The 23,370-nt window shown below is 61.7% G+C and carries 24 protein-coding genes and 1 other RNA gene; 14 read left to right on the forward strand and 11 right to left on the reverse strand.

Going from position 1 to position 23,370, the window contains the following annotated elements:
- Positions 1–468 precede the first annotated feature (468 nt).
- Positions 469–1,155 carry a DUF2726 domain-containing protein gene (locus V6M61_RS12350; protein ID WP_332776877.1) on the forward strand — a complete coding sequence of 229 codons (687 nt, stop codon included), beginning with the start codon at positions 469–471 and terminating at the stop codon, positions 1,153–1,155.
- A gap of 24 nt (positions 1,156–1,179) precedes the next feature.
- On the opposite strand, the gene V6M61_RS12355 is transcribed toward V6M61_RS12350, so the two are convergent.
- From V6M61_RS12355 to merT, 4 genes are read right to left on the reverse strand one after another with little or no spacing between them, the layout of a single operon-like run.
- Positions 1,180–1,908 carry a pseudouridine synthase gene (locus tag V6M61_RS12355; RefSeq protein ID WP_332776899.1) on the reverse strand — a complete coding sequence of 243 codons (729 nt, stop codon included), beginning with the start codon at positions 1,906–1,908 and terminating at the stop codon, positions 1,180–1,182.
- A gap of 48 nt (positions 1,909–1,956) precedes the next feature.
- Positions 1,957–2,178 (reverse strand): GDCCVxC domain-containing (seleno)protein, encoded by a 222-nt coding sequence (locus V6M61_RS12360; RefSeq protein ID WP_332776878.1) that lies wholly within the window; start codon positions 2,176–2,178, stop codon positions 1,957–1,959.
- On the reverse strand, positions 2,175–2,459 hold the full coding sequence (merP, locus tag V6M61_RS12365; protein WP_332776879.1) for a mercury resistance system periplasmic binding protein MerP: 285 nt from the start codon (positions 2,457–2,459) through the stop codon (positions 2,175–2,177). Before merP ends, V6M61_RS12360 begins: the two co-directional genes overlap by 4 nt.
- Before the next feature lie 12 nt (positions 2,460–2,471).
- Positions 2,472–2,852 (reverse strand): mercuric ion transporter MerT, encoded by a 381-nt coding sequence (gene merT / locus V6M61_RS12370; RefSeq protein WP_332776880.1) that lies wholly within the window; start codon positions 2,850–2,852, stop codon positions 2,472–2,474.
- Positions 2,853–2,894: 42 nt separating this feature from the next.
- Here merT and merR point away from each other — a divergent pair, with 42 nt between their 5' ends.
- A complete protein-coding gene (merR, locus tag V6M61_RS12375) occupies positions 2,895–3,302 on the forward strand; it encodes an Hg(II)-responsive transcriptional regulator (RefSeq protein ID WP_332776881.1) in 408 nt (135 codons plus the stop codon).
- A gap of 55 nt (positions 3,303–3,357) precedes the next feature.
- Here merR and V6M61_RS12380 read toward each other — a convergent pair whose 3' ends face one another.
- The 7 genes from V6M61_RS12380 to ompA all read right to left on the reverse strand — a co-directional run bounded on the left by V6M61_RS12380 (position 3,358) and on the right by ompA (position 8,813).
- The gene (locus V6M61_RS12380) at positions 3,358–4,638 is read right to left on the reverse strand and encodes an MFS transporter (RefSeq protein WP_332776882.1); all 1,281 of its coding nucleotides are present in this window, start codon (positions 4,636–4,638) and stop codon (positions 3,358–3,360) included.
- A 15-nt stretch (positions 4,639–4,653) separates the two neighbouring features.
- Positions 4,654–5,385: an MBL fold metallo-hydrolase gene (locus V6M61_RS12385; protein WP_332776883.1), complete on the reverse strand. Its 732-nt coding sequence runs from the start codon at positions 5,383–5,385 to the stop codon at positions 4,654–4,656.
- Between the two features lie 34 nt (positions 5,386–5,419).
- Positions 5,420–6,091: an ArsR/SmtB family transcription factor gene (locus tag V6M61_RS12390; RefSeq protein ID WP_332776884.1), complete on the reverse strand. Its 672-nt coding sequence runs from the start codon at positions 6,089–6,091 to the stop codon at positions 5,420–5,422.
- Positions 6,092–6,317: 226 nt separating this feature from the next.
- Positions 6,318–6,704, reverse strand: a transfer-messenger RNA (tmRNA) gene (gene ssrA / locus V6M61_RS12395).
- An 11-nt stretch (positions 6,705–6,715) separates the two neighbouring features.
- A complete protein-coding gene (gene gph, locus V6M61_RS12400; RefSeq protein ID WP_332776885.1) occupies positions 6,716–7,381 on the reverse strand; it encodes a phosphoglycolate phosphatase in 666 nt (221 codons plus the stop codon).
- Between the two features lie 13 nt (positions 7,382–7,394).
- Positions 7,395–8,102, reverse strand: coding sequence for a bifunctional 2-polyprenyl-6-hydroxyphenol methylase/3-demethylubiquinol 3-O-methyltransferase UbiG (gene ubiG / locus V6M61_RS12405; protein ID WP_332776886.1), 708 nt, complete (start codon positions 8,100–8,102; stop codon positions 7,395–7,397).
- A gap of 69 nt (positions 8,103–8,171) precedes the next feature.
- A complete protein-coding gene (gene ompA / locus V6M61_RS12410) occupies positions 8,172–8,813 on the reverse strand; it encodes an outer membrane protein OmpA (protein WP_332776887.1) in 642 nt (213 codons plus the stop codon).
- Between the two features lie 256 nt (positions 8,814–9,069).
- Between ompA and gyrA the strand changes: the two genes are divergently transcribed.
- From gyrA to rfaD, 12 genes are all read left to right on the forward strand, one after another.
- Positions 9,070–11,736, forward strand: coding sequence for a DNA gyrase subunit A (gene gyrA / locus V6M61_RS12415; RefSeq protein ID WP_332776888.1), 2,667 nt, complete (start codon positions 9,070–9,072; stop codon positions 11,734–11,736).
- 8 nt (positions 11,737–11,744) lie between these two features.
- On the forward strand, positions 11,745–12,317 hold the full coding sequence (locus tag V6M61_RS12420) for a DUF2059 domain-containing protein (RefSeq protein ID WP_332776889.1): 573 nt from the start codon (positions 11,745–11,747) through the stop codon (positions 12,315–12,317).
- Complete coding sequence (gene serC, locus V6M61_RS12425; RefSeq protein ID WP_332776890.1) at positions 12,314–13,420, forward strand: 3-phosphoserine/phosphohydroxythreonine transaminase; 1,107 nt, start codon at positions 12,314–12,316, stop codon at positions 13,418–13,420. The genes V6M61_RS12420 and serC overlap by 4 nt, the downstream gene beginning before the upstream one ends.
- Before the next feature lie 2 nt (positions 13,421–13,422).
- Positions 13,423–14,505 carry a prephenate dehydratase gene (pheA, locus tag V6M61_RS12430; RefSeq protein WP_332776891.1) on the forward strand — a complete coding sequence of 361 codons (1,083 nt, stop codon included), beginning with the start codon at positions 13,423–13,425 and terminating at the stop codon, positions 14,503–14,505.
- 72 nt (positions 14,506–14,577) lie between these two features.
- Positions 14,578–15,456 carry a prephenate dehydrogenase gene (locus V6M61_RS12435; RefSeq protein ID WP_332776892.1) on the forward strand — a complete coding sequence of 293 codons (879 nt, stop codon included), beginning with the start codon at positions 14,578–14,580 and terminating at the stop codon, positions 15,454–15,456.
- 9 nt (positions 15,457–15,465) lie between these two features.
- Positions 15,466–17,460, forward strand: a complete 1,995-nt coding sequence (locus V6M61_RS12440; protein ID WP_332776893.1) for a bifunctional 3-phosphoshikimate 1-carboxyvinyltransferase/cytidylate kinase — start codon at positions 15,466–15,468, stop codon at positions 17,458–17,460.
- A gap of 139 nt (positions 17,461–17,599) precedes the next feature.
- A complete protein-coding gene (rpsA, locus tag V6M61_RS12445) occupies positions 17,600–19,285 on the forward strand; it encodes a 30S ribosomal protein S1 (RefSeq protein WP_332776894.1) in 1,686 nt (561 codons plus the stop codon).
- Between the two features lie 63 nt (positions 19,286–19,348).
- Positions 19,349–19,666: an integration host factor subunit beta gene (locus V6M61_RS12450; RefSeq protein WP_332776895.1), complete on the forward strand. Its 318-nt coding sequence runs from the start codon at positions 19,349–19,351 to the stop codon at positions 19,664–19,666.
- Between the two features lie 53 nt (positions 19,667–19,719).
- A complete protein-coding gene (locus tag V6M61_RS12455; RefSeq protein WP_332776896.1) occupies positions 19,720–20,001 on the forward strand; it encodes a LapA family protein in 282 nt (93 codons plus the stop codon).
- Complete coding sequence (gene lapB, locus V6M61_RS12460) at positions 19,991–21,136, forward strand: lipopolysaccharide assembly protein LapB (RefSeq protein ID WP_332776897.1); 1,146 nt, start codon at positions 19,991–19,993, stop codon at positions 21,134–21,136. Before V6M61_RS12455 ends, lapB begins: the two co-directional genes overlap by 11 nt.
- A 107-nt stretch (positions 21,137–21,243) precedes the next feature.
- Positions 21,244–22,197, forward strand: a complete 954-nt coding sequence (gene rfaE1, locus V6M61_RS12465) for a D-glycero-beta-D-manno-heptose-7-phosphate kinase (protein ID WP_442957771.1) — start codon at positions 21,244–21,246, stop codon at positions 22,195–22,197.
- A gap of 21 nt (positions 22,198–22,218) precedes the next feature.
- Positions 22,219–23,220: an ADP-glyceromanno-heptose 6-epimerase gene (rfaD, locus tag V6M61_RS12470; RefSeq protein ID WP_332776898.1), complete on the forward strand. Its 1,002-nt coding sequence runs from the start codon at positions 22,219–22,221 to the stop codon at positions 23,218–23,220.
- The last annotated feature ends 150 nt before the right edge of the window (positions 23,221–23,370 follow it).

The following is a 23,370-nucleotide window of genomic DNA, read 5'->3' on the forward strand; positions in this document are numbered from 1 at the left end:
CCATCGGGCGCAACTCGGCGTTGCCTACCTTGCCCGCACATCAGTGCGGGCGGCGGCAGGCGCCTTGATTTGCGCCCGATGGAACCCCTTCGCACCTCCAATATTAGTGTGAACAGGCCCTAGCCCCCACGCTTTTCACTTCGTGTAATGCGCTGCCCCCCGAGGGGGCCGTCGCTTGCTCGGGGCGGCCCTTCGCGGCGCTTTTTGCTATCGAATTGATAGCTGTCTGCGCAATATTGGAGCCGGCTTCAGGCTGAGCCGGCTTCGCATGCGACCGAAGCCGCGCCGCCGATGCGATCACCTCAAGGCCTGTCGTCGCAGCAAGGGCCTTTTCGTCACTTAAGTCACGTAATCTTCAAAAACAGACACGCCCAGTAACAATCTCCATAAAACCGTGACTATGTTCATACCGAAATGCTCGAATTAGGCGTAAGTTGTAATCATCGGTTACCAACCGGGAGTTGCAACATGAACATGGACTCAGAATGGTTGCTGGCGGCACCGCCCCTGATGACGATGCTTTGTGTGTGGTACTGGTTGCGGCTGCGTTGGGTCGCCTGGGAGAAACGACGTATCCCCAAGCACTGGCCCTTGCATGCGCGGGTACTGGTCAACAGCGAAGAATTGCGGATTTGGCGCTGGCTGACCAAAACCTTTGATGACCACTATGTGATGATCAAGATGCCGGTAACCCGCTTCACCAGACCCAACGCCAGCGAAAACGGCCTGTACTGGTACGACTTGCTCAAGAACACCAACTGTACGTTTTCAGTGTGCGCCGACGATGGCCATGTTGTCGGCTGCATCGATGTGCCCAAGTCTTTTGGACTCTCCCAAAAGGCCAGAACCCTGAAAGAAAACTTGCTGGCGCAATGCGGCATTTCCTACATCGTGCTCAACCCGGACAGGCTGCCAAGTCCGACAGCAATTCGCAATGAATTCCTGGGCGAAGCGGCCGTCAAAACCCGGCATATGAAGCGCGAAGAAGCCGCCGTGGCAGCTGCCCGTGTCAATCTGCAAAAAACACTGGTGCAGCAGCGCGGCATGCGCAAATCCAGGGCCTCCCATGAAGACAGCCGGGGCGCCAGCCTACCCAGTCACTGGCACGACTCATTCCTCATACAGTCCAACAGCCGTCTGGGCGAGTTGCAATAAGCACCAGGAGGGAGGAGGAGGAGGTCAAGCCGCGATGCTGGCCAGGTCCTGCGCCGTCAGCCAGCGCCACTGGCCGGGTTTCAGATCCGCCGGCAGCACCAGCGAGCCGATGCGCGAGCGGTGCAGGCCCCCAACGTCTTCAACCCGGTTGCCCACCGCGGCCATCATGCGTTTGACCTGGTGGTATTTGCCCTCGGTCAGTGTCAGGCTCAGCCGGCATTCACCGGTCTGCTCGCAGGCAGCGGCCCGAACCGGCTTGGGGTCGTCGTCCAGCACCACGCCGGCCAACAGTTTCTGGATCTGCTTGTCGTCCACCGCGTGTTTGGCCGTCACTTCATAGACCTTGGGCACATGGCGCTTGGGCGAGCTCATGCGGTGAATGAACTTGCCGTCATCCGACAGCAGCAGCAAACCCGTCGTGTCCTGATCCAGCCTTCCGACCGCCTGCACGCCCGCCGCCGCCCCGCCGCCGCGCTGGCGGATCGGCGCCGGCAGCAAGGTGTAAATGCTGGGGTAGGTGCTGGGCTTTTGCGAGCACTCGTAGCCCGCCGGCTTGTGCAGCATCAGATAGGCTTTTTCATGGTATTCCCACGCCACGCCCTGCACCGTGAACTGCAGGCCATTCGCTATAAATTCCATAGCTGGTTCCGCACAAGGGACGCCGGCTACCGCCACAAAACCCTGTTGAATCAGCCCGGCGCAGACGCGCCGCGTGCCAAAGCCCTGGGAAAAAAGAATCTCTTGTAATTGCATGGTGGCCATGGCGCTATTGTCGCCGGGCCGCAGCAGAGCTTAGCGCCATCAACCGCAGCAAGCGCCCCGCTTGCCGTGTTCCTGCATCGGCGGGCACGGCACGGAGCCATAGGAGCAGTACACACAGCAGTCGCCGGGTTTTGGCTTCAGCACCGCGTGGCACTGCTCGCACTCGTAGAACCACTGGCAGGCGTCGGTCGGCATCGTCTCCGTCTTGACGTGCCCGCATTGCGGACAGGTCAGCGTCGACTCCAGGACGAGCGTGCTCATTTCGCGCTCTCCACCAGCGTCGACGGATAGCCTGCATTCTTGGTAGCGCGGGTCAGGGCCTCGACGCTGGTCCTGGCGTCGTCGAATGTGACGGTGGCCAGGCGCTTGTCGAAGTTCACGTCGGCCCGGCTCACACCCGGCACCCTGGTGAGGGCTTTCTTCACCGTGATGGGGCACACCGGACAATCCATGGCCGGCACAGACAGGGTGACGGTCCTGGAAGCAGCCCAGAGCGGGGTGGCCAGAACCGTCAAGGCCAGCGCAGCGAGCAAGTTCTTCATGGCTACTTCCTTTTAATAAAACCAAGGGGCGATGACGGGGAACGCCAGCGCGATCAGCACCAGCACCGACACCCCACCAAAAAGCAGCTTGTAGCTGCGCCTGATCCGCGGCACGGCGCAGACCGCGCCCGGCGCGCAGGCCATGGCTGGCCGCCAGATGCGCCGCCAGGCAAAAAACAGCGCCACCAGCGCTACGCCGATGAAGAGGGGGCGATAAGGTTCGAGCAGCGTCAGGTTGCCAATCCATGCCCCGGAAAACCCCAGCGTGATCAACACCAGCGGCCCCAGGCAGCAGGCCGAGGCGAGCATGGCCGTCACACCACCGACGAGCAATGCGCCACGCCCACTTTGCGGGGCCGAGGCGCCGTTTTCCTTTAAGATTTCTGTTCGCATGGTGTAAGCTTATTCCCGTACTCAAGTACGGAGTCAAGCGACATGGAAAAGACATCAAGCAGCCTCACCATTGGCGTGCTGGCGGAGGCGGCCGGGGTCAACGTCGAGACCATTCGCTTCTACCAGCGCAAGGGCCTGGTGCCAGAGCCCGAGCGCGCCTACGGCAGCATTCGCCGCTACACGGACGCGGATTTGGGCCGGGTGCGCTTCATCAAAGCGTCACAGCGGCTGGGCTTCAGCCTGGACGAAATAGGCGAGTTGCTGAAGCTGGAAGACGGCACGCATTGCGATGAAGCGCGCGACCTCGCAGCGCACAAGCTTCGGGACGTGCGTGAGAAGCTGGCGGATCTGCGGCGCATCGAGGCGGCATTGGACCAACTCGTGGCCCGCTGTGGCTCGGCACGCGGTGCGGTGAAGTGCCCGCTGATTGCGTCGCTGCAAGAGACCTGAGCACAAGGCCCGGAATGTGTGCACGGCATCAAGTCTCCCAAGGTGATGGACCGGGTCAGGCGGGGTTGATTCCTGGATGGGTTTCCTCGCCTAGCCACCACAGCAGCGCGCCGGACACAAACATCGATAGCGCGACGAACCAGAAGGCAGCGTCCATCTGTCCGCTGAAATGGGCCGCCAGTCCCAGCCCCAGCGCCCCGATGCCATAGCCCAGATCACGCCAGAAGCGGTAAATGCCGATGGCCGAACCGCGCCAATCGGGATGGGAGATGTCGGCCACGGCTGCGGAGAGGTTGGGATAAAGCAGTGCCATGCCGAAGCCAGAGATTGCTGCGCAGGCGCCCCACCACACCACGCCATGGCCCAGCATCATCATCGCCACGCCCGCACCGCAGATCCACATGCCCCACACGTTGGGGCGGTGACGTCCGATGCGGTCCGACAGGCGGCCGGTGAACAGTTGCGCGCCGCCCCAGACAAAACCATAGACACCGATGATCCAGCCGACATTCGGCAGGCTGACACCCTGGCCGTACAGGAACACCGGATAAAAGACCCACACCAGGGCGTCAACGAATTTCTCGACCAGTCCAGCCTGGCTGATTGCGCCTAAGCGTCGGTCGCGCCAGGACATGAGCGCAAAAACCTCCCACGTGCCCGGTTGCGCGGAAACGTTGCGCGGATAGCGGGGCATGGAATGCGGGGCCGAGCCCTGGCGGTGACGTGCGGCTTCGGCTTTGGCCCAGGGCAAGGTATCCTTGACCCACCACTGGGTCAGCAAGAGCGCCAGCACTATGACGACGAGGCCAAACGCGAGCAGCCCCTCTCGTGCGCCCAGCGAGGTCGCCAGGTAAGCGGTGACTATGCCGGCGAGCGCCACACCGACATAACCCGAAAATTCATTGAGACCGATGGTGAGGCCGCGCTCGTCGGGTCGCGTGATGTCTAGCTTGGAGGTCTGGGTCATCGACCAGGTCAGCCCCTGGTTGATGCCGAGCAATACCGTGGCCAGGACGATCCAGTTCCAATTGGGTGCGGACCAGATCATCAGCGGAATGGGCAGCGCTGCCGCCCATCCGAGCAACAGCACCCGCTTGCGGCCCATACGCTCTGAAAGCCGCCCCGCGACAAAGTTCATCGCACCCTTGACAACACCGAAGGCCACCACGAACGCCGTGAGCAGCATGAAGGAGTTCTTCGGCACGCCGAACTCCGATTCGGCCAATGCCGGCACCACGGTGCGCATCATGCCGATGGTCAGGCCGACCAGCAGCACCTGCAGCAATTGGTGCAGGAATTGGCCGAGGTTGGCGCGGATGCCGTGCTGAAGGTTCATGCGTGCGCTGTCCGCTCAGGCCGCGGTATTGGCGGCGACGATGCGATCCATATCCGCAGGTCGCGCAGGGATGGAGGCCATCAAGTCATCGATAAAGGCATCCTTGTCCATGGACAGGGCCGGATTCCAGCGCTTCTCGAAACCGAGCGTCGACGAAGGCTTGCCGGACAGGCCGGCACCGCAAGCGCTGCCGGCCTGATGGCCGGGGAAGATTTCCAGCTCGCCGGGCAGCGTCAGCAGCTTGGCATGCAGGCTGTCGTGCAACACGCCTGCCATTTCCACTTCTCGTCCCGCCAGGTCGGGGCGACCCACGGCGCCCACGAACAAGGTGTCGCCGGTGATCACGAACCAGGGCGCCTCGCCACGACGCGCATCGGTGACCAAAAGACAGACACTGTCCGGGGTATGGCCTGGCGTGTGCAACACCTTGACCTTGACGTTGCCGACATCCAGCAACTGCTCGTCATGCAAGGGTTCGAAGTCGTACTTCACCAACGCCTGATCGGACTCGTGCAAACAGTAGAGTGCGCCGACGCGCCGGGCCAACGCGCGCCCACCCGAATAGTGATCCGCGTGAACGTGCGTGTCGATCACGTAGCGGATTTCGACCCCAGCCTTGCGGGCTTGCTCGATAAACCAGTCTTCGTCACCCGCGACAACATCCACGGCCACCGCCTTGCCCAGACTCGCGCATCCGAAGAAGTAGGACAAGGCTGACTCCCTGGCGGGCAGTTGCTTGAAAAACATCGTTGCTACCTCTTCAGAAATGTCAGGGTTTGATTCATTTCCCGGCAGCGGTCTGGACCGGCAGTCCGGCCGCCTGCCACTCGCTGACGCCGTCAAGGATCTTGAGTGCCCGATAACCCTTTGCACCTAGCAAAGCCACGGCTTCGTCGGACAGCAGACAGAAGGGGCCACGGCAGTACGCGACGATCTCTTTGTCGGTTGGCAGCTCCGAGAGCCGCTTTTCGATCTCGGCAACAGGCATCGAGCGGGCAAAAGGCAGGTGAGCCACCTCGTACTCGATTTGTGGACGAACGTCGATGACAATAACGTCGCCCCGTCGCGCCTGTTCCAACAACTCCTCACGGCCAACAGAGGCAAGCTTGGCCGGATCTGCCACCATCTGATCCAGAGCCAGCCGCAGTTCCAGCAAATGCTCCTCGGCCACCTGCCGCAAGGTCACCCAAAGCCCCGCCACATCACGCCCTGTGAGCCGATAGATCACATATTTGCCATCGCGACGGGAAGTGACCAGGCGAGCGTCCCTCAACGCCTTCAGGTGGGCGCTGGTGAGCTTGATGTCGGCCGACAACTCAGTGGCCAGCACCTCCACGGTTTTTTCGCCTTGGGCCAGCAACTCCAGCAACTCCAGGCGCTTCGGGCTGGAAACGGCCTTGCCGATGCGGGCGACTTGTTCGTACAGCAGGTCTTTCAGTGATCGTTTATTCATTCTAATATTCTAACGAAATAACGAATATTTGACAATAAATCGATCTGTCTTCGCTTGCCCACCTTCCACTCAAGCAACTCAGCAATTGAAACCGGAAGACCGAAAACCCGCGCCCATGCTGGCTTCGGGGCGGTGAACACTCACCGGCAGAAGGTGCGAAACCGCACCAACAGGGATATTGCAGGCATAAAAAAGCCCAACCGTTTCCGATTGGGCTTTGGGTGAATGGTGGAGCTGGGGGGATTTGAACCCCCGTCCGCAAGCCTTCTTCGAGCAGATCTACATGTTTAGCGGTCTGATTTGAGTCTCGCCACCTGTGTCGCGCAGTCGCACGCTACACAGGACGCCAGCACCCTATTGTCTTGCTCCGGGTTAAGGTACCCAGCCCGGAGCCAGCCGATAAAATTATCTTTACAGCCGGGAGCCTCTAACTTTCGTTAAAAACCCCTTGCCCAGCCCATCGGCCTGCTGTTGTAAAGCTCACTGGCAATTAAGCAGCGAGTGCGAAACGTTCGTCGTTTGCAGTTAGTTTGTTTTAGTCAGTTTTACGAGCACACTAAGCTCGACATGCACCACATCGCGTCCGAACCCACGTCGAAACCAATGCAGCCCCAAGAAGATAGTTTAAGCCATCCGCAATAGATCCAGAAGTGACATGGGCTTTGCGATGGTGGCGTCTGCCTGCCAGCCCTGGGTGTCGGCCATGGGGCCCAGGTAGCCATAAGCGGCCACCACCGTGGGCATGCCCGCGGCGCGGCCGGCCACCATGTCGCGCTCGTCATCGCCCACATAAATGCAGCGCTGGGGCGCCACCTTGAGTTGGCGGGCCGCTTCGAGCAGGGGCGCCGGATGCGGCTTGGCGTGCGGCGTGGTGTCGCCGCTCACAATGACTTGTGCGGTTCCAAACAGCGGCATGGCCTGTGTCAGGGGCAGCGTGAATCGGGCGGACTTGTTGGTGACCACGCCCCATTTGAGGCCCGCCTGGTCAATTCTTGCAATCAGCTCGGCCACCCCGTCAAACACATGGGTGCGCGCTGTCATGCAGGCTTCGTAGTTGGCAAAAAACTCTTCCTTGAGCGCGGGGAAACCGGCATCGTCGGGTGTCAGGCCAAACGCAATGCCAATCATGCCGCGCGCGCCGGCGCCCGCCATGGGCCGGTAGCGCGACAGCGGCAGCGAGGCCAGCCCCCGGTCGGTGCGCATTTTGTCGGCGGCGGCGCCCAGGTCGGGCGCACTGTCTATCAGGGTGCCGTCCAGGTCAAACAGCACGGCGTCAATATCGTTGAACATGGGTCGGCCTCGCTCAGATCTTCTGGGTGGCCAGCATGTAGTTGACGCTGGTGTCGGCGCTGAGCCAGTAATGCCGGGTCAAGGGGTTGTACTCCATGCCTTTGGTCTGCTGCAAAGTCAGCCCGGTGGCCCGGCAATAGCCCGCCAGCTCACTGGGCTTGATCAGTTTGGCGTACTCGTGGGTGCCGCGCGGCAGCAGGTTCAGCACATACTCCGCGCCCACAATGGCAAACAGAAAGGCCTTGGCATTGCGGTTGATGGTGGAGAAAAACACATGCCCGCCGGGTTTGACCAAGGCGGCACAGGCCTTCACGACGGAAGCCGGGTTGGGCACATGCTCGAGCATTTCCATGCAAGTCACCACGTCAAAACTGGCGGGTTGCTCGGCGGCCAGCGCCTCGGCGCTGATTTCACGGTACTCGACCCCCTCGGTCTGGGCCTCCAGGGCATGAAGCTGGGCGACCTTGAGTGCCTTGGTGGCCAGATCAATCCCGAGCACGTCGGCACCTTTTCGGGCCATGGCATCGGCCAGGATGCCGCCACCGCAACCCACGTCGAGGACGCGCCGGCCCGTCAAGGGGGTCAGTCCTTCAATCCAGCCCAGCCGCAAGGGGTTGATCTGGTGCAGTGGACGGAATTCACTCTCGGTGTCCCACCACCGATGGGCCAGATCGGAGAACTTGGCCAGCTCGGCAGGGTCAAAGTTTTGGGTTGTAGGCATGTGGCGATTATCGTTGAGGCATAAAAAAACCGCGCCTAGGCGCGGTTTTCAAGTGATCCGGAAAAGGGATTACTTGTTGGCGCGGGTGCCAACCACTTCGATTTCCACGCGACGGTTCTTCGCACGGCCTTCGGCGGTCTTGTTGTCAGCAACCGGCTGTTTCTCGCCTTTGCCTTCGGTGTACACGCGGTTTTTCTCGATGCCCTTGGACACCAGGTAAGCCTTCACAGACTCAGAACGCTTGACCGACAGTTTCTGGTTGTATGCGTCGCCGCCAACAGCGTCGGTGTGGCCCACGGCAATGATGACTTCAAGGTTGATGCCCTTGATCTTGCCGACCAGGTCGTCCAGCTTGGCTTTGCCTTCAGGCTTGATGACGGACTTGTTGAAGTCGAAGAAAGCGTCGGCGGCGTAGGTCACCTTCGTGGCTGCAGGAGGAGCAGCAGGCTTGGCAGCAGCAGGAGCAGCAGGCTTGGCGGCAGCAGGAGCAGCAGGCATAGCAGCAGGTGCGGCAGCCTTGATGGCGCCGTCACACTCAGAATTGGCAGTTGCCGGCGTCCAGGTGGGGTTACGCCAGCACAGATCGCCAGTCACGTTTTTCCAGGACAGATCGCCAGTGACGTTTTTCCAGTTGTCTACGGTTTGTGCACCAGCGGCGGTAACAAGCGCTGCGGAAGCAAACAACATTGCCACTTTGTTGAGTTTCTTCATGGTTCTCCTCTAGAGAAAAGCCGCAGACTTGCTGCGATTAGTAATTTACACGCCGTGGATGACCATCACCCAAAACGTTGAAGCCATTGTGCCATAGCTCTTTCGGGGTTCAAGCCTGGCATCGGCTTCGTCCGACATAGGGGGAGAATCTTTGACATTTTGTTGCTCCCGTGCCACACCCTCGAGCCCTTAAACTCAGGCTTTAAAATCAACTGGTGCCTTCCGCGCACGTTGACAATCCCAATTCAGGCCTCTCATGACCCAGTTTGCCAAAGAAACCCTGCCCATCAGTCTTGAAGAGGAAATGCGCCGCAGCTACCTTGATTACGCCATGAGCGTGATCGTGGGGCGTGCCCTGCCGGATGCCCGTGACGGTCTCAAGCCCGTGCACCGGCGCGTGCTGTATGCCATGCACGAGCTCAACAACGACTGGAACCGGCCCTACAAAAAGTCAGCCCGTATCGTTGGCGACGTGATTGGCAAGTACCACCCGCATGGCGACCAGTCCGTGTATGACGCCATCGTCCGCATGGCGCAGGACTTTTCGCTGCGCCACCTGCTGGTGGACGGCCAGGGCAACTTCGGCTCGGTCGATGGCGACAACGCCGCGGCGATGCGCTACACCGAAATCCGCCTGGCCAAGATTGCCCAGGAAATGCTGGCCGACATTGACAAGGAAACCGTCGATTTCGGCCCCAACTATGACGGCAGTGAAAAAGAACCGCTGGTGTTGCCTTCACGCATTCCCAACCTGCTGGTCAACGGCTCGGGCGGTATTGCGGTGGGCATGGCCACCAACATTCCGCCGCACAACCTCAACGAAGTGGTCGATGCCTGCCTGCATCTGCTGAAAAACCCGGACGCGTCGATCGACGAGCTGATGGAGATCATTCCGGCGCCCGATTTCCCCACGGCCGGCATCATCTACGGCATCAATGGCGTGAAAGACGGCTACCGCACCGGCCGCGGCAAGGTGGTCATGCGCGCCAAATGCCATTTCGAAGACATCGACAAGGGCCAGCGCCAGGCCATCATCGTCGATGAGCTGCCCTACCAGGTGAACAAGAAGACCCTGCAGGAGCGCATGGCCGAGCTGGTGCACGAGAAGAAAATCGAAGGCATCAGCCACATCCAGGACGAAAGCGACAAGTCCGGCATGCGCCTGGTGATTGAACTCAAGCGCGGCGAAGTGCCCGAGGTGGTCCTGAACAACCTCTACAAGCAGACGCAACTGCAGGACACCTTCGGCGTCAACATGGTGGCGCTGGTCAATGGCCAGCCCAAGCTGTGCAACCTGAAGGACCTGATCCAGGTCTTTTTGTCGCACCGCCGCGAAGTCGTTACCCGCCGCACCGTGTTCACGCTGCGCAAGGCGCGCGAACGCGGCCATGTGCTCGAAGGCCTGGCGGTTGCGCTGGCCAATATTGACGATTTCATTGCCATCATCCGCAATGCGCCCACCCCGCCGGTGGCCAAGGCCGAGCTGATGCTCAAACCCTGGGACAGCAGCCTGGTGCGCGAGATGCTGACCCGCACCCGCGCCGATGGCGGTGTCATCAACGCCGACGACTACCGTCCGGACGGACTCGAAAGGGAGTTCGGTTTGGGCGGCGATGGCCTGTACCGCCTGTCGGATACGCAGGCGCAGGAAATCCTGCAAATGCGCCTGCAGCGCCTGACCGGGCTGGAACAGGACAAGATCGTGGCCGAGTACAAGGAAGTCATGGCCGAGATTGACGACCTGCTGGACATCCTGGCGCGTCCCGAGCGGGTGTCCACCATCATTGGCGAGGAACTGGGCGCCATCAGGCAGGAATTCGGGCAGTCCAAGCTGGGCCTGCGCCGCAGCCAGGTCGAGCACAGCTCGTTTGACCTGAGCACCGAAGACCTGATCACGCCGACCGACATGGTGGTCACCCTGTCCCACACGGGCTACATCAAGAGCCAGCCGCTGTCCGAATACCGCGCGCAAAAGCGCGGCGGCCGCGGCAAGCAGGCGACAGCGACCAAAGACGATGACTGGGTGGACCAGCTCTTTATCGCCAACACGCACGACTACATCCTGTGCTTTTCCAACCGTGGCCGCCTGTACTGGCTCAAGGTGTGGGAAGTGCCGGCCGGTTCGCGGGGCTCGCGCGGCCGGCCCATCGTCAACATGTTTCCGCTGCAGGAAGGCGAAAAAATCACGGTGGTCCTGCCGCTGACGGGCGACAAGCGCACCTTCCCGGCCGACCAGTATGTGTTCATGGCAACCAGCATGGGCACGGTCAAAAAGACCCCGCTGGAAGATTTCAGCAATCCGCGCAAGGCCGGCATCATTGCCGTGGACCTGGACGAGGGCGATTACCTGATCGGCGCAGCGCTGACCGATGGCAAGCACGACGTGATGCTGTTTTCAGACGGCGGCAAGGCCGTGCGCTTCGACGAGAACGATGTGCGCCCCATGGGCCGCAATGCCCGCGGCGTGCGCGGCATGATGCTGGACGAGGGCCAGGGCGTGATCGCCATGCTGGTGGCCGAGGACGAGCAGCAAAGCGTGCTGACGGCGACGCAAAACGGCTATGGCAAGCGCACCTCCATCCAGGAATACACCCGCCACGGACGGGGTACCAAGGGCATGATCGCGATCCAGCAGAGCGAGCGCAATGGAAAGGTGGTTGCCGCCACGCTGGTGCACACCGACGACGAGATCATGCTGATCACCGACAAAGGCGTGCTGGTGCGCACGCGTGTCAGTGAAATTCGTGAAATGGGCCGCGCAACCCAGGGCGTCACCCTGATCGGGCTCGATGAAGGCTCACAATTGAGCGGACTGCAGAGGATCGTCGAAAACGATGCCTCGCTGGACGACAACGACCTTGACAATGGTGCAGGCCAAGATGCCTCCACCCCCGCTACTCCCTCCAACCCGGAAAGCAACTGATGATGAAGATGAACAAACTACTCACCGCACTGGCCCTGGCCGGCCTCACCCTCGCCACCACCGGTCACGCGCAAACCGCCGACCCCAAAACGGAATGGGCCGCCAAGGTCGTGGCCTTGCAGCAGGGGCCGGAGCTTGATCGCCTGGTGGACCAACTGACCGAAAGCTCGGCACAGGACCTGGTGGCAAACTGGGGCCCGAAACTCGATGCCAATGTCCCCAAGGCCAAGCAGGCCAAGGCCACTGAAGAGCTGAATGCAGAGTTGAAAAATTTTGCCGTAGACATCAAACAAGTGATCAGCAGCAAAGTTGGCAAGATTGGCACCGACGCCATGGTGCCGGCTTATGCGGAACGCTTTACCGTCGACGAGCTGAAACAGCTGGCAGCCTTTTTTGAGTCGCCCGCGATCAAGAAGTACCAGGCCGCGGCGCCTGAACTGGGCAATATTTTTGTACAAAAACTCCTGGAAGCCGCGCGCCCCGAAGTCGCGGCGCGCGCCAAGCAGTTCAACGAGGCCGCCACCAAGATTGTGGGTTCGGCGCCACCGGCAGGGACGGGCAAGCCTGCCGCCAAGAAATGACCCGCCCCTACAACTTTTCGGCAGGGCCCGCCATACTGCCTGAAGAGGTTTTGCAGCAGGCCGCTTCCGAGATGCTGGACTGGCATGGCAGCGGCATGGGCGTGATGGAAATGAGCCACCGCGGCAAGGAGTTCATTTCGATCTACCAACAAACCGAAGCCGACTTGCGCGAGCTGCTGGCGGTGCCGGCCCACTTCAAAATCCTGTTCATGCAGGGCGGCGGGCTGGCGGAAAACGCGATCGTTCCGCTCAACCTCTCGCGTGGCGTGAGCGCCGACTTTGTGGTCACCGGCAGCTGGAGCCAGAAGTCGCAGAAGGAAGCGCGCAGGTACTGCAGCGTGAACATCGCGGCCAGCAACGAGGCCGACGGCCACACCAGCCTGCCCGAGCCTGCACAGTGGAAGCTCAGCGCCAAGCCCAGCTATGTGCACATCTGCTCCAATGAAACCATCCACGGCGTCGAATTTCACGAACTGCCGGACCTGAAGGCCCTGGGCTGCGACGCCCCTTTGGTGATCGACTTTTCCTCGCATGTGGCCTCGCGCCCGGTCGACTGGTCTCGTGTCGGCCTGGCCTTTGGCGGCGCGCAGAAAAACCTGGGCCCGGCCGGCGTCACCCTGGTCGTGGTGCGCGAAGACCTGCTGGGCCATGCCCTGCCCGCCTGCCCCAGCGCCTTCGACTACAAGATCGTGGCGGACAACCAGTCGATGTACAACACGCCGCCGACCTATTCGATCTACATCGCCGGCCTGACTTTTGCCTGGCTCAAGCGCCAGACCGAGAACGGTTTGACGGGCATCGCCGCCATGGAGCAGCGCAACCTGGCCAAAGCCAGGCTGCTGTACGGCGCCATCGACAGCTCTGCGTTTTATTTCAACAAGGTGGCGCCCCACTGCCGCTCACGCATGAACGTGCCCTTCTTCCTGCGCGACGAAAGCCGCAACGACGCCTTCCTTGCCGGCGCCGCATCGCATGGCCTGCTGCAGCTCAAGGGCCACAAGTCGGTCGGCGGCATGCGCGCCAGCATTTACAACGCCATGCCGATCGAAGGCGTGCAGGCGCTGGTGGCCTACATGCGAGAATTTGAGAGAACCCAAAGCTGAACATGGCCAAAACACTCCCGGAACTCCGCACCCTGATCGATGCCGTTGACAGCGAACTCCTGACCCTGCTGAACCGGCGCGCCGCGCTGGCCAACGAAGTCGGCGAGATCAAGCGCGCCGAAGGTTCAACCGTGTTCCGGCCCGAGCGCGAGGCGCAGGTCATCAACGGCCTGCAGGCCGCCAACCCCGGCCCCCTCAAAAGCAGCAATGTGGCCACCATCTGGCGCGAAATCATGTCGGCCTGCCGCGCGCTCGAAGCACCCCAGCGCGTCGCCTACCTCGGGCCGGCGGGCACCTTCAGCGAAGAGGCGGCCGTTCGGTTTTTCGGCTCCAGCATCGAGCATGTGCCCTGTGCCAGCTTTGATGAGGTGTTTCGCGCCGCCACGGCAGGCACGGCCGATTTCGGCGTGGTCCCGGTGGAAAACAACACGGAAGGCGTGGTCACCCGCTCGCTGGACCTGTTCCTGAATTCCCCGCTTCACATCGTCGGCGAGACCAGCCTGCTGGTGCGCCACAACCTGCTTCGCCTGTCCAATACGCTGGAAGGCGTCACGGCGGTTTACGCCCATCCCCAGGCGCTGGCTCAGTGCCAGAACTGGCTCAACACCCACCTGCCCCATGCCGAGCGGCATGCCGCCTCCAGCAATGCGGAAGGTGCGCGCCTGGCTTCAACCAACCCGGCCTGGGCCGGCATTGCCAGCGAACGCGCCGGTGCTGAGTTTGGCCTGCATGTCGCGGCGCATGCGATTCAGGACGACGCCTTCAACCGCACCCGCTTTGTCGTGGTCTGCCTGCCGCAAACCCTGCCGGCCCCGGAGGCGTCCGGCAAGGACTGCATCAGCCTGATTGTTTCCGTCCCCAACAAGCCCGGCGCGGTGCACGACCTGCTGGTGCCCCTGAAAACCCATGGCGTTTCCATGACGCGCTTCGAGTCGCGTCCGGCCCGCTCCGGTCAGTGGGAATATTATTTTTATATCGACTTGCAAGGCCACCCATCGCAGAAGCACGTGAAAGCGGCACTGGCTGATTTGCGGCAGCTTTGCGCGTTTTACAAAGTGCTGGGAACCTACCCGGTCAGCGATTGATGCCCGGACAAAGCCACGGGCAGGCTCCCATGCAACGATTACAACAACGACAACAAAGGCTGGTGCTGCGTCATGTTTGAACAATTAGGTCTCATTGGGTGCGGCCTGATGGGCGGCTCTTTTGCGCTGGCGCTCAAACGCGCCGGCCTGGTCAAACGTGTTGTTGGCTACAGCAAATCACCCTCCACCACCGAGCGGGCACGCCAAATGGGCGTGATTGACGTGGAAGCCCCGTCGGCCCTGCTGGCCGTGTCGGGTGCCGACATCGTGCTGCTGGCGGTTCCCGTGTCTGCCACGGAAGCCACCTTCAAGGCCATCCGGCACCTGGTGGGTCCGAACACGCTGATCATGGATGTGGGTTCGACCAAGCGGGATGTGGTGGACGCCGCCCGGCGCGTGCTGCGCGACAACCTGGGCGCGTTTGTGCCGGCCCACCCGATCACGGGCAAGGAGGTATCGGGGGTGGAACACGCCGATGCCGACTTGTACACCGGCAAACAGGTCATCCTGACACCGATTGAACGCACTTTCACCGCCCAGCTGCAAAAGGCGTCGGATGTCTGGACCGCGCTCGGGTGTCACGTGACCAAAATGTCGCCCCAGGCGCACGATGCCGCTTATGCCGCGGTCAGCCACTTGCCGCACCTGATCGCCTTTGCCCTGATCAACGGCATTGTTGATCAGGAGCATGGCAAGGATTACCTGCCGCTGGCAGGCCCCGGTTTTCGCGACTTCACCCGGATTGCGGCCAGTGACCCGAAAATGTGGCGCGACATCCTGATGGCCAATCGGGAAGAGCTGCTGGCGCAGTCAAAGATTTTCCAGGAAACCTTGAAGTCGCTCGAGCAGCTGATCTCCAGCGGCAGCGGCGACGTGCTGGAAACCCTGATCGAAAAGGCCAGCCTGACACGGGCGAACTGGCGCATCTCCTCGCAAAAATCACACAAATAAGCACGGTTCATGTTCGATATTGAGTACCTGGACATTCCACCCCTGTCCAACGCAGGCGGCACGGTTCGTCTGCCCGGCTCCAAAAGCATTTCCAACCGGGTCCTGTTGCTGGCCGCCCTGAGCCGGGGACAGACCACCGTCCACGACCTGCTGGCCTCTGACGATACCGCAGTGATGCTGACGGCGCTGCGCCAACTCGGCTGCACGGTAGACCAAAGCGGCGACACCGCCGTCATCGGCGGCCTGGGCGGGCAGCTCGTCAACCGGCAAGCCACGCTGTTCATGGGCAATGCCGGCACGGCCATGCGCCCCTTGACGGCAGCGCTGGCGCTGCTGGGCGGCGATTTTGAGCTGTCCGGCGTGCCACGCATGCACGAGCGGCCGATTGGCGATCTGGTCGACGCGCTGCGCCAGCTCGGTTGCGCCATTGATTACCTGGGCAATGAAGGCTTTCCGCCCTTGCGCCTGCGTCCGGGCCAGTTAAAGCTGGACCAGGCGATTCGCGTGCGTGGCGATGTGTCGAGCCAGTTCCTGACCGCTTTGCTGATGGCCCTGCCCTTGGTCGCAACCCGGGATATCTGCCTGGAAGTGGTCGGCGAGCTGATCTCCAAACCGTACATTGAAATCACGCTCAAGCTGCTTGCCCGCTTCGGCATTCAAGTGCAGCGCCCTCTTGGTGCTGACAACTGGCAGCGCTTTGTCATTCCTGCCGGCAGCCAGTACCAGTCGCCCGGCGAGATTCATGTCGAAGGTGATGCTTCGTCTGCTAGCTATTTCATAGCGCTTGGCGCTCTTGCGACGCCGGCGTCAGATCACAAAGGCATCAGAATTCAAGGGGTCGGCGCCGACTCCATCCAGGGCGACATCCGCTTTATCGAAGCGGCCGGGCTGATGGGCGCCAAGGTCAAGAGCGGCCCCAACTGGCTCGAAGTGTCACGCGGCGCCTGGCCGCTCAAGGCCATCGACCTGGACTGCAACCACATCCCCGACGCGGCCATGACCCTGGCCGTGATGGCGCTGTACGCTGACGGCACCACCACGCTGCGCAACATCGCCAGCTGGCGCGTCAAGGAAACCGACCGGATTGCCGCCATGGCCTGCGAGCTGCAAAAGCTCGGCGCCACGGTGGAAGAAGGGGCCGACTACCTCAAGATCAGCCCCCCGGTGCAGTGGCAAACCGCCGCCATCCACACCTACGATGACCACCGGGTTGCCATGTGTTTTTCGCTGGCCGCTTTCAACCCGGCCCGGCTGCCGGTCCGGATTCTGGACCCCAAATGCGTGGCCAAGACCTTCCCTGATTATTTTGAAGCCCTGTTTTCAGTCAGCCAGACGGCGTCTGAGCACATCCCGGTGATCTGCATCGATGGGCCCACCGCCTCCGGCAAAGGCACGCTGGCAGCCTTGACGGCGCAAAAACTGGGATTTCATTACCTCGATTCGGGCGCGCTGTACCGCTTGAGCGCCTTTGCCGCCACTCGCGCGGGGGTAGCGCTGGACGACGGGCCGGGCGTCGCACGGATTGCGCGCACCATGCCGGTGCGTTTTGAAGGCGAGCAGATTGTGCTGGGCGTGGAAGATGTTTCGGACGTGATCCGGACTGAGGAGGCCGGCATGGCGGCCTCGAAAGTGTCCGCTCACCCCGAGGTGCGTCAGGCCCTGCTCGAGCTGCAGCGCAGCTTTCGGCGGCTACCCGGCCTGGTGGCCGATGGCCGGGACATGGGCACCGTCATATTCCCCCAGGCACCCCTCAAAATTTACCTGACGGCCAGTGCCCAGCACCGGGCCGAACGCCGTCATAAGCAATTGATTTCAAAGGGAAATTCAGTTACAATTGATGGGATTCGGCAGGATTTGGAGGCAAGGGACGCGCGTGACATGTCACGGCCCACCGCCCCTTTGAAACCTGCCGATGACGCCCGGCTGCTGGACAACTCCGACCTGTCGATTGAAACATCGGTGGCGCAGGTGATTGACTGGTGGCAAGGCACCCGGCCCATCTGACTCCCGTCGCGCTCACGGCGCATTGGTCAGCTGGTTCATTAACGTAACCCGCGGATCCCCGCACCAAACTGCCGCAACCAGCTATAAAAACGATAGCAATCCCGCTGTCGGAACCCTGCTTTGTGGATGAGGAACTTCCATGTCTGAATCTTTTGCCGATCTATTTAACGAATCGCTGCAGCGCTCTGAAATGCGCTCCGGCGAAGTCATCACCGCTGAAGTAGTGCGTATCGATCACAACCACGTGGTTGTGAACGCAGGACTCAAATCCGAGGCTTATGTCCCCCTCGAAGAATTCAAAAACGACCAGGGCGAGCTCGAAGTCCAGGTCGGCGACTTTGTGTCGGTGGCCATCGACTCCGTTGAAAACGGCTACGGCGACACGCTCCTGAGCCGCGACAAGGCCAAGCGCCTGGCTTCCTGGATGAGCCTGGAAAAAGCCCTGGAATCCGGCGAATTCGTCACCGGCCAGACCAGCGGCAAAGTCAAGGGTGGCCTGACCGTGCTGGTCAACGGCATCCGCGCCTTCCTGCCCGGCTCGCTGATCGACACCCGTCCTATCAAGGACCTGACGCCCTACGAGAACAAGACCCTGGAATTCAAGGTCATCAAGCTCGACCGCAAGCGCAACAACGTGGTGCTGAGCCGCCGCGCCGTGGTGGAAGCCAGCATGGGCGAAGAACGCGCCAAGCTGATGGAAACCCTGAAAGAAGGCACGGCTGTCAAGGGCGTCGTCAAGAACATCACCGAGTACGGTGCATTCGTTGACCTCGGCGGCATCGACGGCCTGCTGCACATCACCGACATGGCATGGCGCCGCGTGCGTCACCCCAGCGAAGTGGTGACGGCTGGCCAGGAAATCGTGGCCAAGATCCTGAAGTTCGACACCGAGAAAAACCGCGTGTCCCTGGGCCTGAAGCAGATGGGCGACGACCCGTGGATGGGCGTGAACCGCCGCTACCCGCAAGGCACGCGCCTGTTCGGCAAGATCACCAACATCGCCGACTACGGCGCGTTTGTGGAACTCGAACCCGGCATCGAAGGCCTGGTCCACGTGTCCGAGATGGACTGGACCAACAAGAACGTGGCACCGAGCAAGCTCGTCGCCCTGGGTGACGAAGTCGAAGTCATGGTTCTGGAAATCGACGAAGACAAGCGCCGTATCAGCCTGGGCATGAAGCAGTGCAAGGCCAACCCATGGCAAGAGTTTGCCCAGGACACCAAGCGCGGCGACCGCGTCAAGGGCCCGATCAAGTCGATCACCGACTTCGGCGTCTTTGTGGGCCTGGCTGCCGGCATCGACGGCCTGGTGCACCTGTCTGACCTCTCGTGGAACGAGCCCGGCGAAGCCGCCGTGCGCAACTACAAAAAGGGCCAGGAAGTCGAAGCGATTGTGCTGGCTGTCGACGTCGACCGCGAGCGCATCTCCCTGGGCATCAAGCAGCTGGACTCTGACCCGTTCACCACGTTCGTGTCGATCAACGACAAGGGCGCGATCGTGACCGGCAAGGTCAAGACCGTTGACGCCAAAGGCGCCGAGATCGATCTGGGCGAAGACATCATTGGCTACCTGCGCGCCAGCGAAATCAGCCGCGACCGCGTCGAAGACGCGCGCAACGTGCTGAAAGAAGGCGACGAAGTGTCTGCAGTCGTGGTGAACGTGGATCGCAAGACCCGCAACATCCAGCTGTCCGTCAAAGCCAAGGACAACGCTGACCAGCAGGAAGCCATGGCCAACCTGAGCCAGCAGTCCTCGCGTGAAAGCGCCGGTTTGACCAACCTGGGCGCCCTGCTGCGCGCCAAGCTGGACAATACCGACAAGTAAGCAAGGGCCTCGGCCCGGTGATGCGCCTGGCGCGCATCACCGGGCTGTCCGCAAGGTTTGTCCATGACACGAAGTGATCTTGTAGAAGAACTGGCTGCGCGTTTTGGCCAGCTGACGCACCGCGACGCCGAATATGCTGTCAAGACCATTCTTGATGCCATGAGCGACGCCTTGGTGCGCGGGCATCGCATCGAGATCCGTGGTTTTGGCAGCTTTTCCATCAACCGCCGCCCGCCCCGCATGGGCAGGAATCCGCGGTCCGGTGAAAGCGTGGCCATTCCAGAAAAGCGGGTTCCTCATTTCAAGCCGGGCAAGGCGCTGCGCGAAGCCGTGGATGCCAGGACCGAAGAAATGCTGGCGGTCATCCCCGGCAAAAAATGAAGCCATCCACGGGTGGCTGGCTACAATCGCCAGACCACTAGGGGGATTGCCAAGTGAAATACCTGATGTGGCTGCTCAAGGCAGCCATTTTTTTTACGCTCTTTGCGTTTGCGCTGAACAATCAGCAAGCTGTTTCTGTCTATTTCTTTTTTGGCACACTCTGGCAGGCACCTCTGGTGCTGGTAGTTTTGATCGCGTTCACCGCCGGACTGGCACTGGGCATCCTCGTCATGATGCCGCGCTGGTGGAAAAAGCGGAGAAATGCCCACCTGAACGCCTCCCATGGCCATACAACCGTGACTGACAATCCCTCCACGTTTCACCATGGAATTTGATTTCACCTGGGTGCTGCTCGGGTTTCCCATTGCATTCACACTGGGCTGGCTGGCCTCCCGCCTTGACCTGAGGCAGGTCCGGATCGAGAACCGGCAAGCGCCCAAGGCTTATTTCAGAGGTCTGAATTTCCTGCTCAACGAGCAGCAGGACCAGGCCATTGACGCCTTCATTGAAGCCGTGCAGAACGACCCCGACACCTCCGAGCTGCACTTTGCGCTGGGCAACCTGTTTCGCCGCCGCGGCGAGTACGAGCGCGCCGTCCGTGTCCACGAGCACCTGATGTCCCGTGGCGACCTGACGCAGCCCGAGCGTGAGCGGGCGCAGCATGCGCTGGCACTTGATTTCCTCAAGGCCGGCCTGCTGGACCGCGCCGAAGCGGCCCTGAGAAAGCTTGAAGGCACCACCTACGAAGAAGAAGCCCGGCTGGCCCTGCTGTCCATTTATGAGCGCTCCCGCGACTGGCCGCACGCCAAGGAGATCGCCGCCAAGCTCGACAGCTCCAGCCACGGCAGTTTTGACACACGGCAGGCGCACTACCTGTGCGAGCAGGCCATGGCGCAGGCTGGCGCGGGCGACACCGGCCAAGCCCTGCAGACCTTGCGACAGGCTGCGGCGTTGGCCCCCCATGCCCCGCGTCCCCTGATCGATCTGGCCAGGCTGCAAAACCAGCTGGGCCAACCGCAGCAAGCCTTCCAAACCCTGGCCAGGCTCGAAAAGACCGCGCCCCAGGCCTTCCCGCTGGCGGCCGGCTTGCTGGCCGGCATGGCGCAAGGTCATGAGCAGCAGGCCGCCGCCCTGGACCTGCTCAAAGCCCACTACAAGGACATGCCCTCGATGGATGTGCTCGATGCCATCATCCGGCTCGACCACGCCTCGACATCGCCCCGCCAGTGGTACGTGCAGCACCTGGAGCGCGAAGCGTCGCTGGTGGCCGCAGCCAAGTGGATCGCCGGTGAAAAACTGGACAATGAACAGCACCATGCCCTGGTGCAGCGGGCGCTGGACAAGGCCACCAAACCCCTGATGCGCTACCGCTGCGCGGCCTGCGGATTCGAGGCCACGCAACACTTCTGGCACTGCCCGGGCTGCCAGGCCTGGGACAGCTATCCGGCGCGGCGCATTGAAGAATTATGAACACCCCCGTCGGATGCTCACTTCGTGTAGCACCTTCCCCCCTTGCAGGGGGCAGACACCAGCGGCCCGGCAAGCCGGTTCCGCGGCGTCCGCTTGAATAAGAGTTGATGAACATGACCTTACATTTCGACTTGTCCCGTGAACAGCTCGCCAAGGCCCGCGTGCTGGTGGTCGGCGATGCCATGCTGGACCGCTACTGGTATGGCGCGGTCGACCGCATCTCGCCGGAAGCCCCGGTGCCGGTGGTGCGCGTCACGCGCCAGGAAGAGCGCATTGGCGCCGCCGCCAACGTGGCCTACAACATCGTCACCCTGGGCGCGCAGGCGTCGCTGCTCAGCGTGGTCGGCGACGACGAAGCCAGCCACCAGCTGGAAGCCCTGGTGGCCAAAACCGGCATCACCCCCTACTTTGGCCGCGACTCGCAGCTTAAAACCACGGTCAAGCTGCGCGTGATCGGCCGCCAGCAGCAACTGTTGCGCCTGGACTTTGAAAACACGCCGGAGAACGAGGTACTGGCATCGCAGTCGGCCGCGTTTGAAAAGCTGCACCGCCAGCATGACGCCGTGCTGTTTTCAGACTACGGCAAAGGCGGCCTGGCGCATGTCGCCCTGATGATTGACCAGGCCCGGGCGGCCGGCAAGGTGGTGCTGGTCGACCCCAAGGGGGCGGACTACTCGCGCTACAAAAACGCCAGCGTCATCACCCCCAACCGCGCCGAGCTGGAGCACGTGATTGGCCCCTGGCGCGATGAAGCCGAGCTGCAGGTCAAGGCCCACAACCTGCGCACCTCGCTCAACCTGCAGGCGCTGCTGCTCACGCGCAGCGAAGAAGGCATGACGCTCTTTGACGCGCAGGGGCAATTGCATGTGCCCGCCGTTGCCCGGGAAGTGTTTGACGTCACCGGCGCCGGCGATACCGTGATCGCCACGCTGGCGGCGATGGCGGCGGCCGGCATGAGCCTGCGCGACGCGGTGCCCGTGGCGAATCGGGCCGGCGGCATTGTGGTGGGCAAGTTTGGCACGGCCACGGTCAGCTACAGCGAGCTGTTTGCGGCGCATTGAAGCGAAAAAAAAGGAATCGTCATGAAAGTAGCAGTCACCGGCGCGGCCGGATTTATCGGCGCCAACCTCATCAAGGGCCTCAATGCCCGCGGCATCGACGACATCATCGCCGTCGACGACCTCACGCACGGCGACAAGTTCCGCAACCTGGCCGACCTGCAAATCGCCGATTACGTCGATGCGGACGATTTTTACGACCTGTTTGCCGAAGGTGCGTTTGGCCAGCTGGAAGCGGTCTTTCACGAAGGTGCCTGTAGCGACACCATGGAGCCCGATGGCAAGTACATGATGGACAACAACTACACGGTCTCGTGCGAGCTGTTCCATGCCTGCCAGGACCAGGGCACGCGCCTGCTGTATGCCTCGTCCGCCGCCACCTATGGCGGTTCGGCCACCTTCAGGGAAGCGCCCGAGTTCGAGCGGCCGCTCAATGTCTACGGCTACTCCAAGCTGCTGTTTGACCAGCGGATGCGGCGTGAACTGGGCAGCCGGTTTGAGAACGCCGCCACCCAGGTGGCGGGCTTTCGCTACTTCAATGTCTACGGGCCGCGCGAGCAGCACAAGGGCCGCATGGCCAGCGTGGCGTTTCACCAGTTCAACCAGTTCCAGGCCGAGGGCAAGGTCAAGCTGTTTGGCGATTACGGCGGCTACGGCGCGGGCGGCCAGATGCGCGACTTCGTGTTCATTGACGATGTGGTGGCCGTCAATCTCTGGTTTTTCGACCACCCCGAAAAATCCGGCATCTTCAACCTGGGCACCGGCAAGGCCCAGCCTTTCAACGATGTCGCGCTGACGGTGGTCAACACCCTGAGGCAGCGCCAGCAGGCCCCGGCCCTGGGCCTGGCCGATGCCGTCAGCCAGGGCCTGATCGAATACATCGGCTTTCCGCCCGCGCTGGTGGGCAAATACCAGAGCTACACCCAGGCCGACCTGTCGGCGCTGCGGGCCGCCGGCTGCCACCATGTCTTTGCCGATGTGCAAAGCGGCGTGGCCCAGTACATGGACTGGCTTGCTCAAGACTAGCGTGGTGTTGCATGCTTGACGGCACAGATAAAACCGATGGATTTTTGTTCAGGACAAGGCGCAAACCACAGCAATAGCCCCGCTATTGCGCGGATTTGCAACGCCGTCATGGACGAAAAGACGCGGTTTTATGTGCCGGATAGCGTGCAA

Source organism: Polaromonas sp. (assembly GCF_036676035.1).
GTDB lineage: Bacteria > Pseudomonadota > Gammaproteobacteria > Burkholderiales > Burkholderiaceae_C > Polaromonas.

Bases quoted from the DNA above. Each gene is read 5' to 3' on its own strand.
- gph (WP_332776885.1), bottom strand. From the start codon at position 7,381: ATGTTCAACGATATTGACGCCGTGCTGTTTGACCTGGACGGCACCCTG.
- V6M61_RS12350 (WP_332776877.1), top strand. From the start codon at position 469: ATGAACATGGACTCAGAATGGTTGCTGGCGGCACCGCCCCTGATGACG.
- gyrA (WP_332776888.1), top strand. From the start codon at position 9,070: ATGACCCAGTTTGCCAAAGAAACCCTGCCCATCAGTCTTGAAGAGGAA.
- ompA (WP_332776887.1), bottom strand. From the start codon at position 8,813: ATGAAGAAACTCAACAAAGTGGCAATGTTGTTTGCTTCCGCAGCGCTT.
- ubiG (WP_332776886.1), bottom strand. From the start codon at position 8,102: ATGCCTACAACCCAAAACTTTGACCCTGCCGAGCTGGCCAAGTTCTCC.
- V6M61_RS12450 (WP_332776895.1), top strand. From the start codon at position 19,349: ATGACACGAAGTGATCTTGTAGAAGAACTGGCTGCGCGTTTTGGCCAG.
- V6M61_RS12385 (WP_332776883.1), bottom strand. From the start codon at position 5,385: ATGTTTTTCAAGCAACTGCCCGCCAGGGAGTCAGCCTTGTCCTACTTC.
- merP (WP_332776879.1), bottom strand. From the start codon at position 2,459: ATGAAGAACTTGCTCGCTGCGCTGGCCTTGACGGTTCTGGCCACCCCG.
- V6M61_RS12380 (WP_332776882.1), bottom strand. From the start codon at position 4,638: ATGAACCTTCAGCACGGCATCCGCGCCAACCTCGGCCAATTCCTGCAC.
- lapB (WP_332776897.1), top strand. From the start codon at position 19,991: ATGGAATTTGATTTCACCTGGGTGCTGCTCGGGTTTCCCATTGCATTC.
- rpsA (WP_332776894.1), top strand. From the start codon at position 17,600: ATGTCTGAATCTTTTGCCGATCTATTTAACGAATCGCTGCAGCGCTCT.
- V6M61_RS12435 (WP_332776892.1), top strand. From the start codon at position 14,578: ATGTTTGAACAATTAGGTCTCATTGGGTGCGGCCTGATGGGCGGCTCT.
- V6M61_RS12440 (WP_332776893.1), top strand. From the start codon at position 15,466: ATGTTCGATATTGAGTACCTGGACATTCCACCCCTGTCCAACGCAGGC.
- rfaD (WP_332776898.1), top strand. From the start codon at position 22,219: ATGAAAGTAGCAGTCACCGGCGCGGCCGGATTTATCGGCGCCAACCTC.
- serC (WP_332776890.1), top strand. From the start codon at position 12,314: ATGACCCGCCCCTACAACTTTTCGGCAGGGCCCGCCATACTGCCTGAA.
- V6M61_RS12360 (WP_332776878.1), bottom strand. From the start codon at position 2,178: ATGAGCACGCTCGTCCTGGAGTCGACGCTGACCTGTCCGCAATGCGGG.
- V6M61_RS12355 (WP_332776899.1), bottom strand. From the start codon at position 1,908: ATGCAATTACAAGAGATTCTTTTTTCCCAGGGCTTTGGCACGCGGCGC.
- V6M61_RS12420 (WP_332776889.1), top strand. From the start codon at position 11,745: ATGAACAAACTACTCACCGCACTGGCCCTGGCCGGCCTCACCCTCGCC.
- rfaE1 (WP_442957771.1), top strand. From the start codon at position 21,244: ATGAACATGACCTTACATTTCGACTTGTCCCGTGAACAGCTCGCCAAG.
- merT (WP_332776880.1), bottom strand. From the start codon at position 2,852: ATGCGAACAGAAATCTTAAAGGAAAACGGCGCCTCGGCCCCGCAAAGT.
- V6M61_RS12390 (WP_332776884.1), bottom strand. From the start codon at position 6,091: ATGAATAAACGATCACTGAAAGACCTGCTGTACGAACAAGTCGCCCGC.
- pheA (WP_332776891.1), top strand. From the start codon at position 13,423: ATGGCCAAAACACTCCCGGAACTCCGCACCCTGATCGATGCCGTTGAC.
- merR (WP_332776881.1), top strand. From the start codon at position 2,895: ATGGAAAAGACATCAAGCAGCCTCACCATTGGCGTGCTGGCGGAGGCG.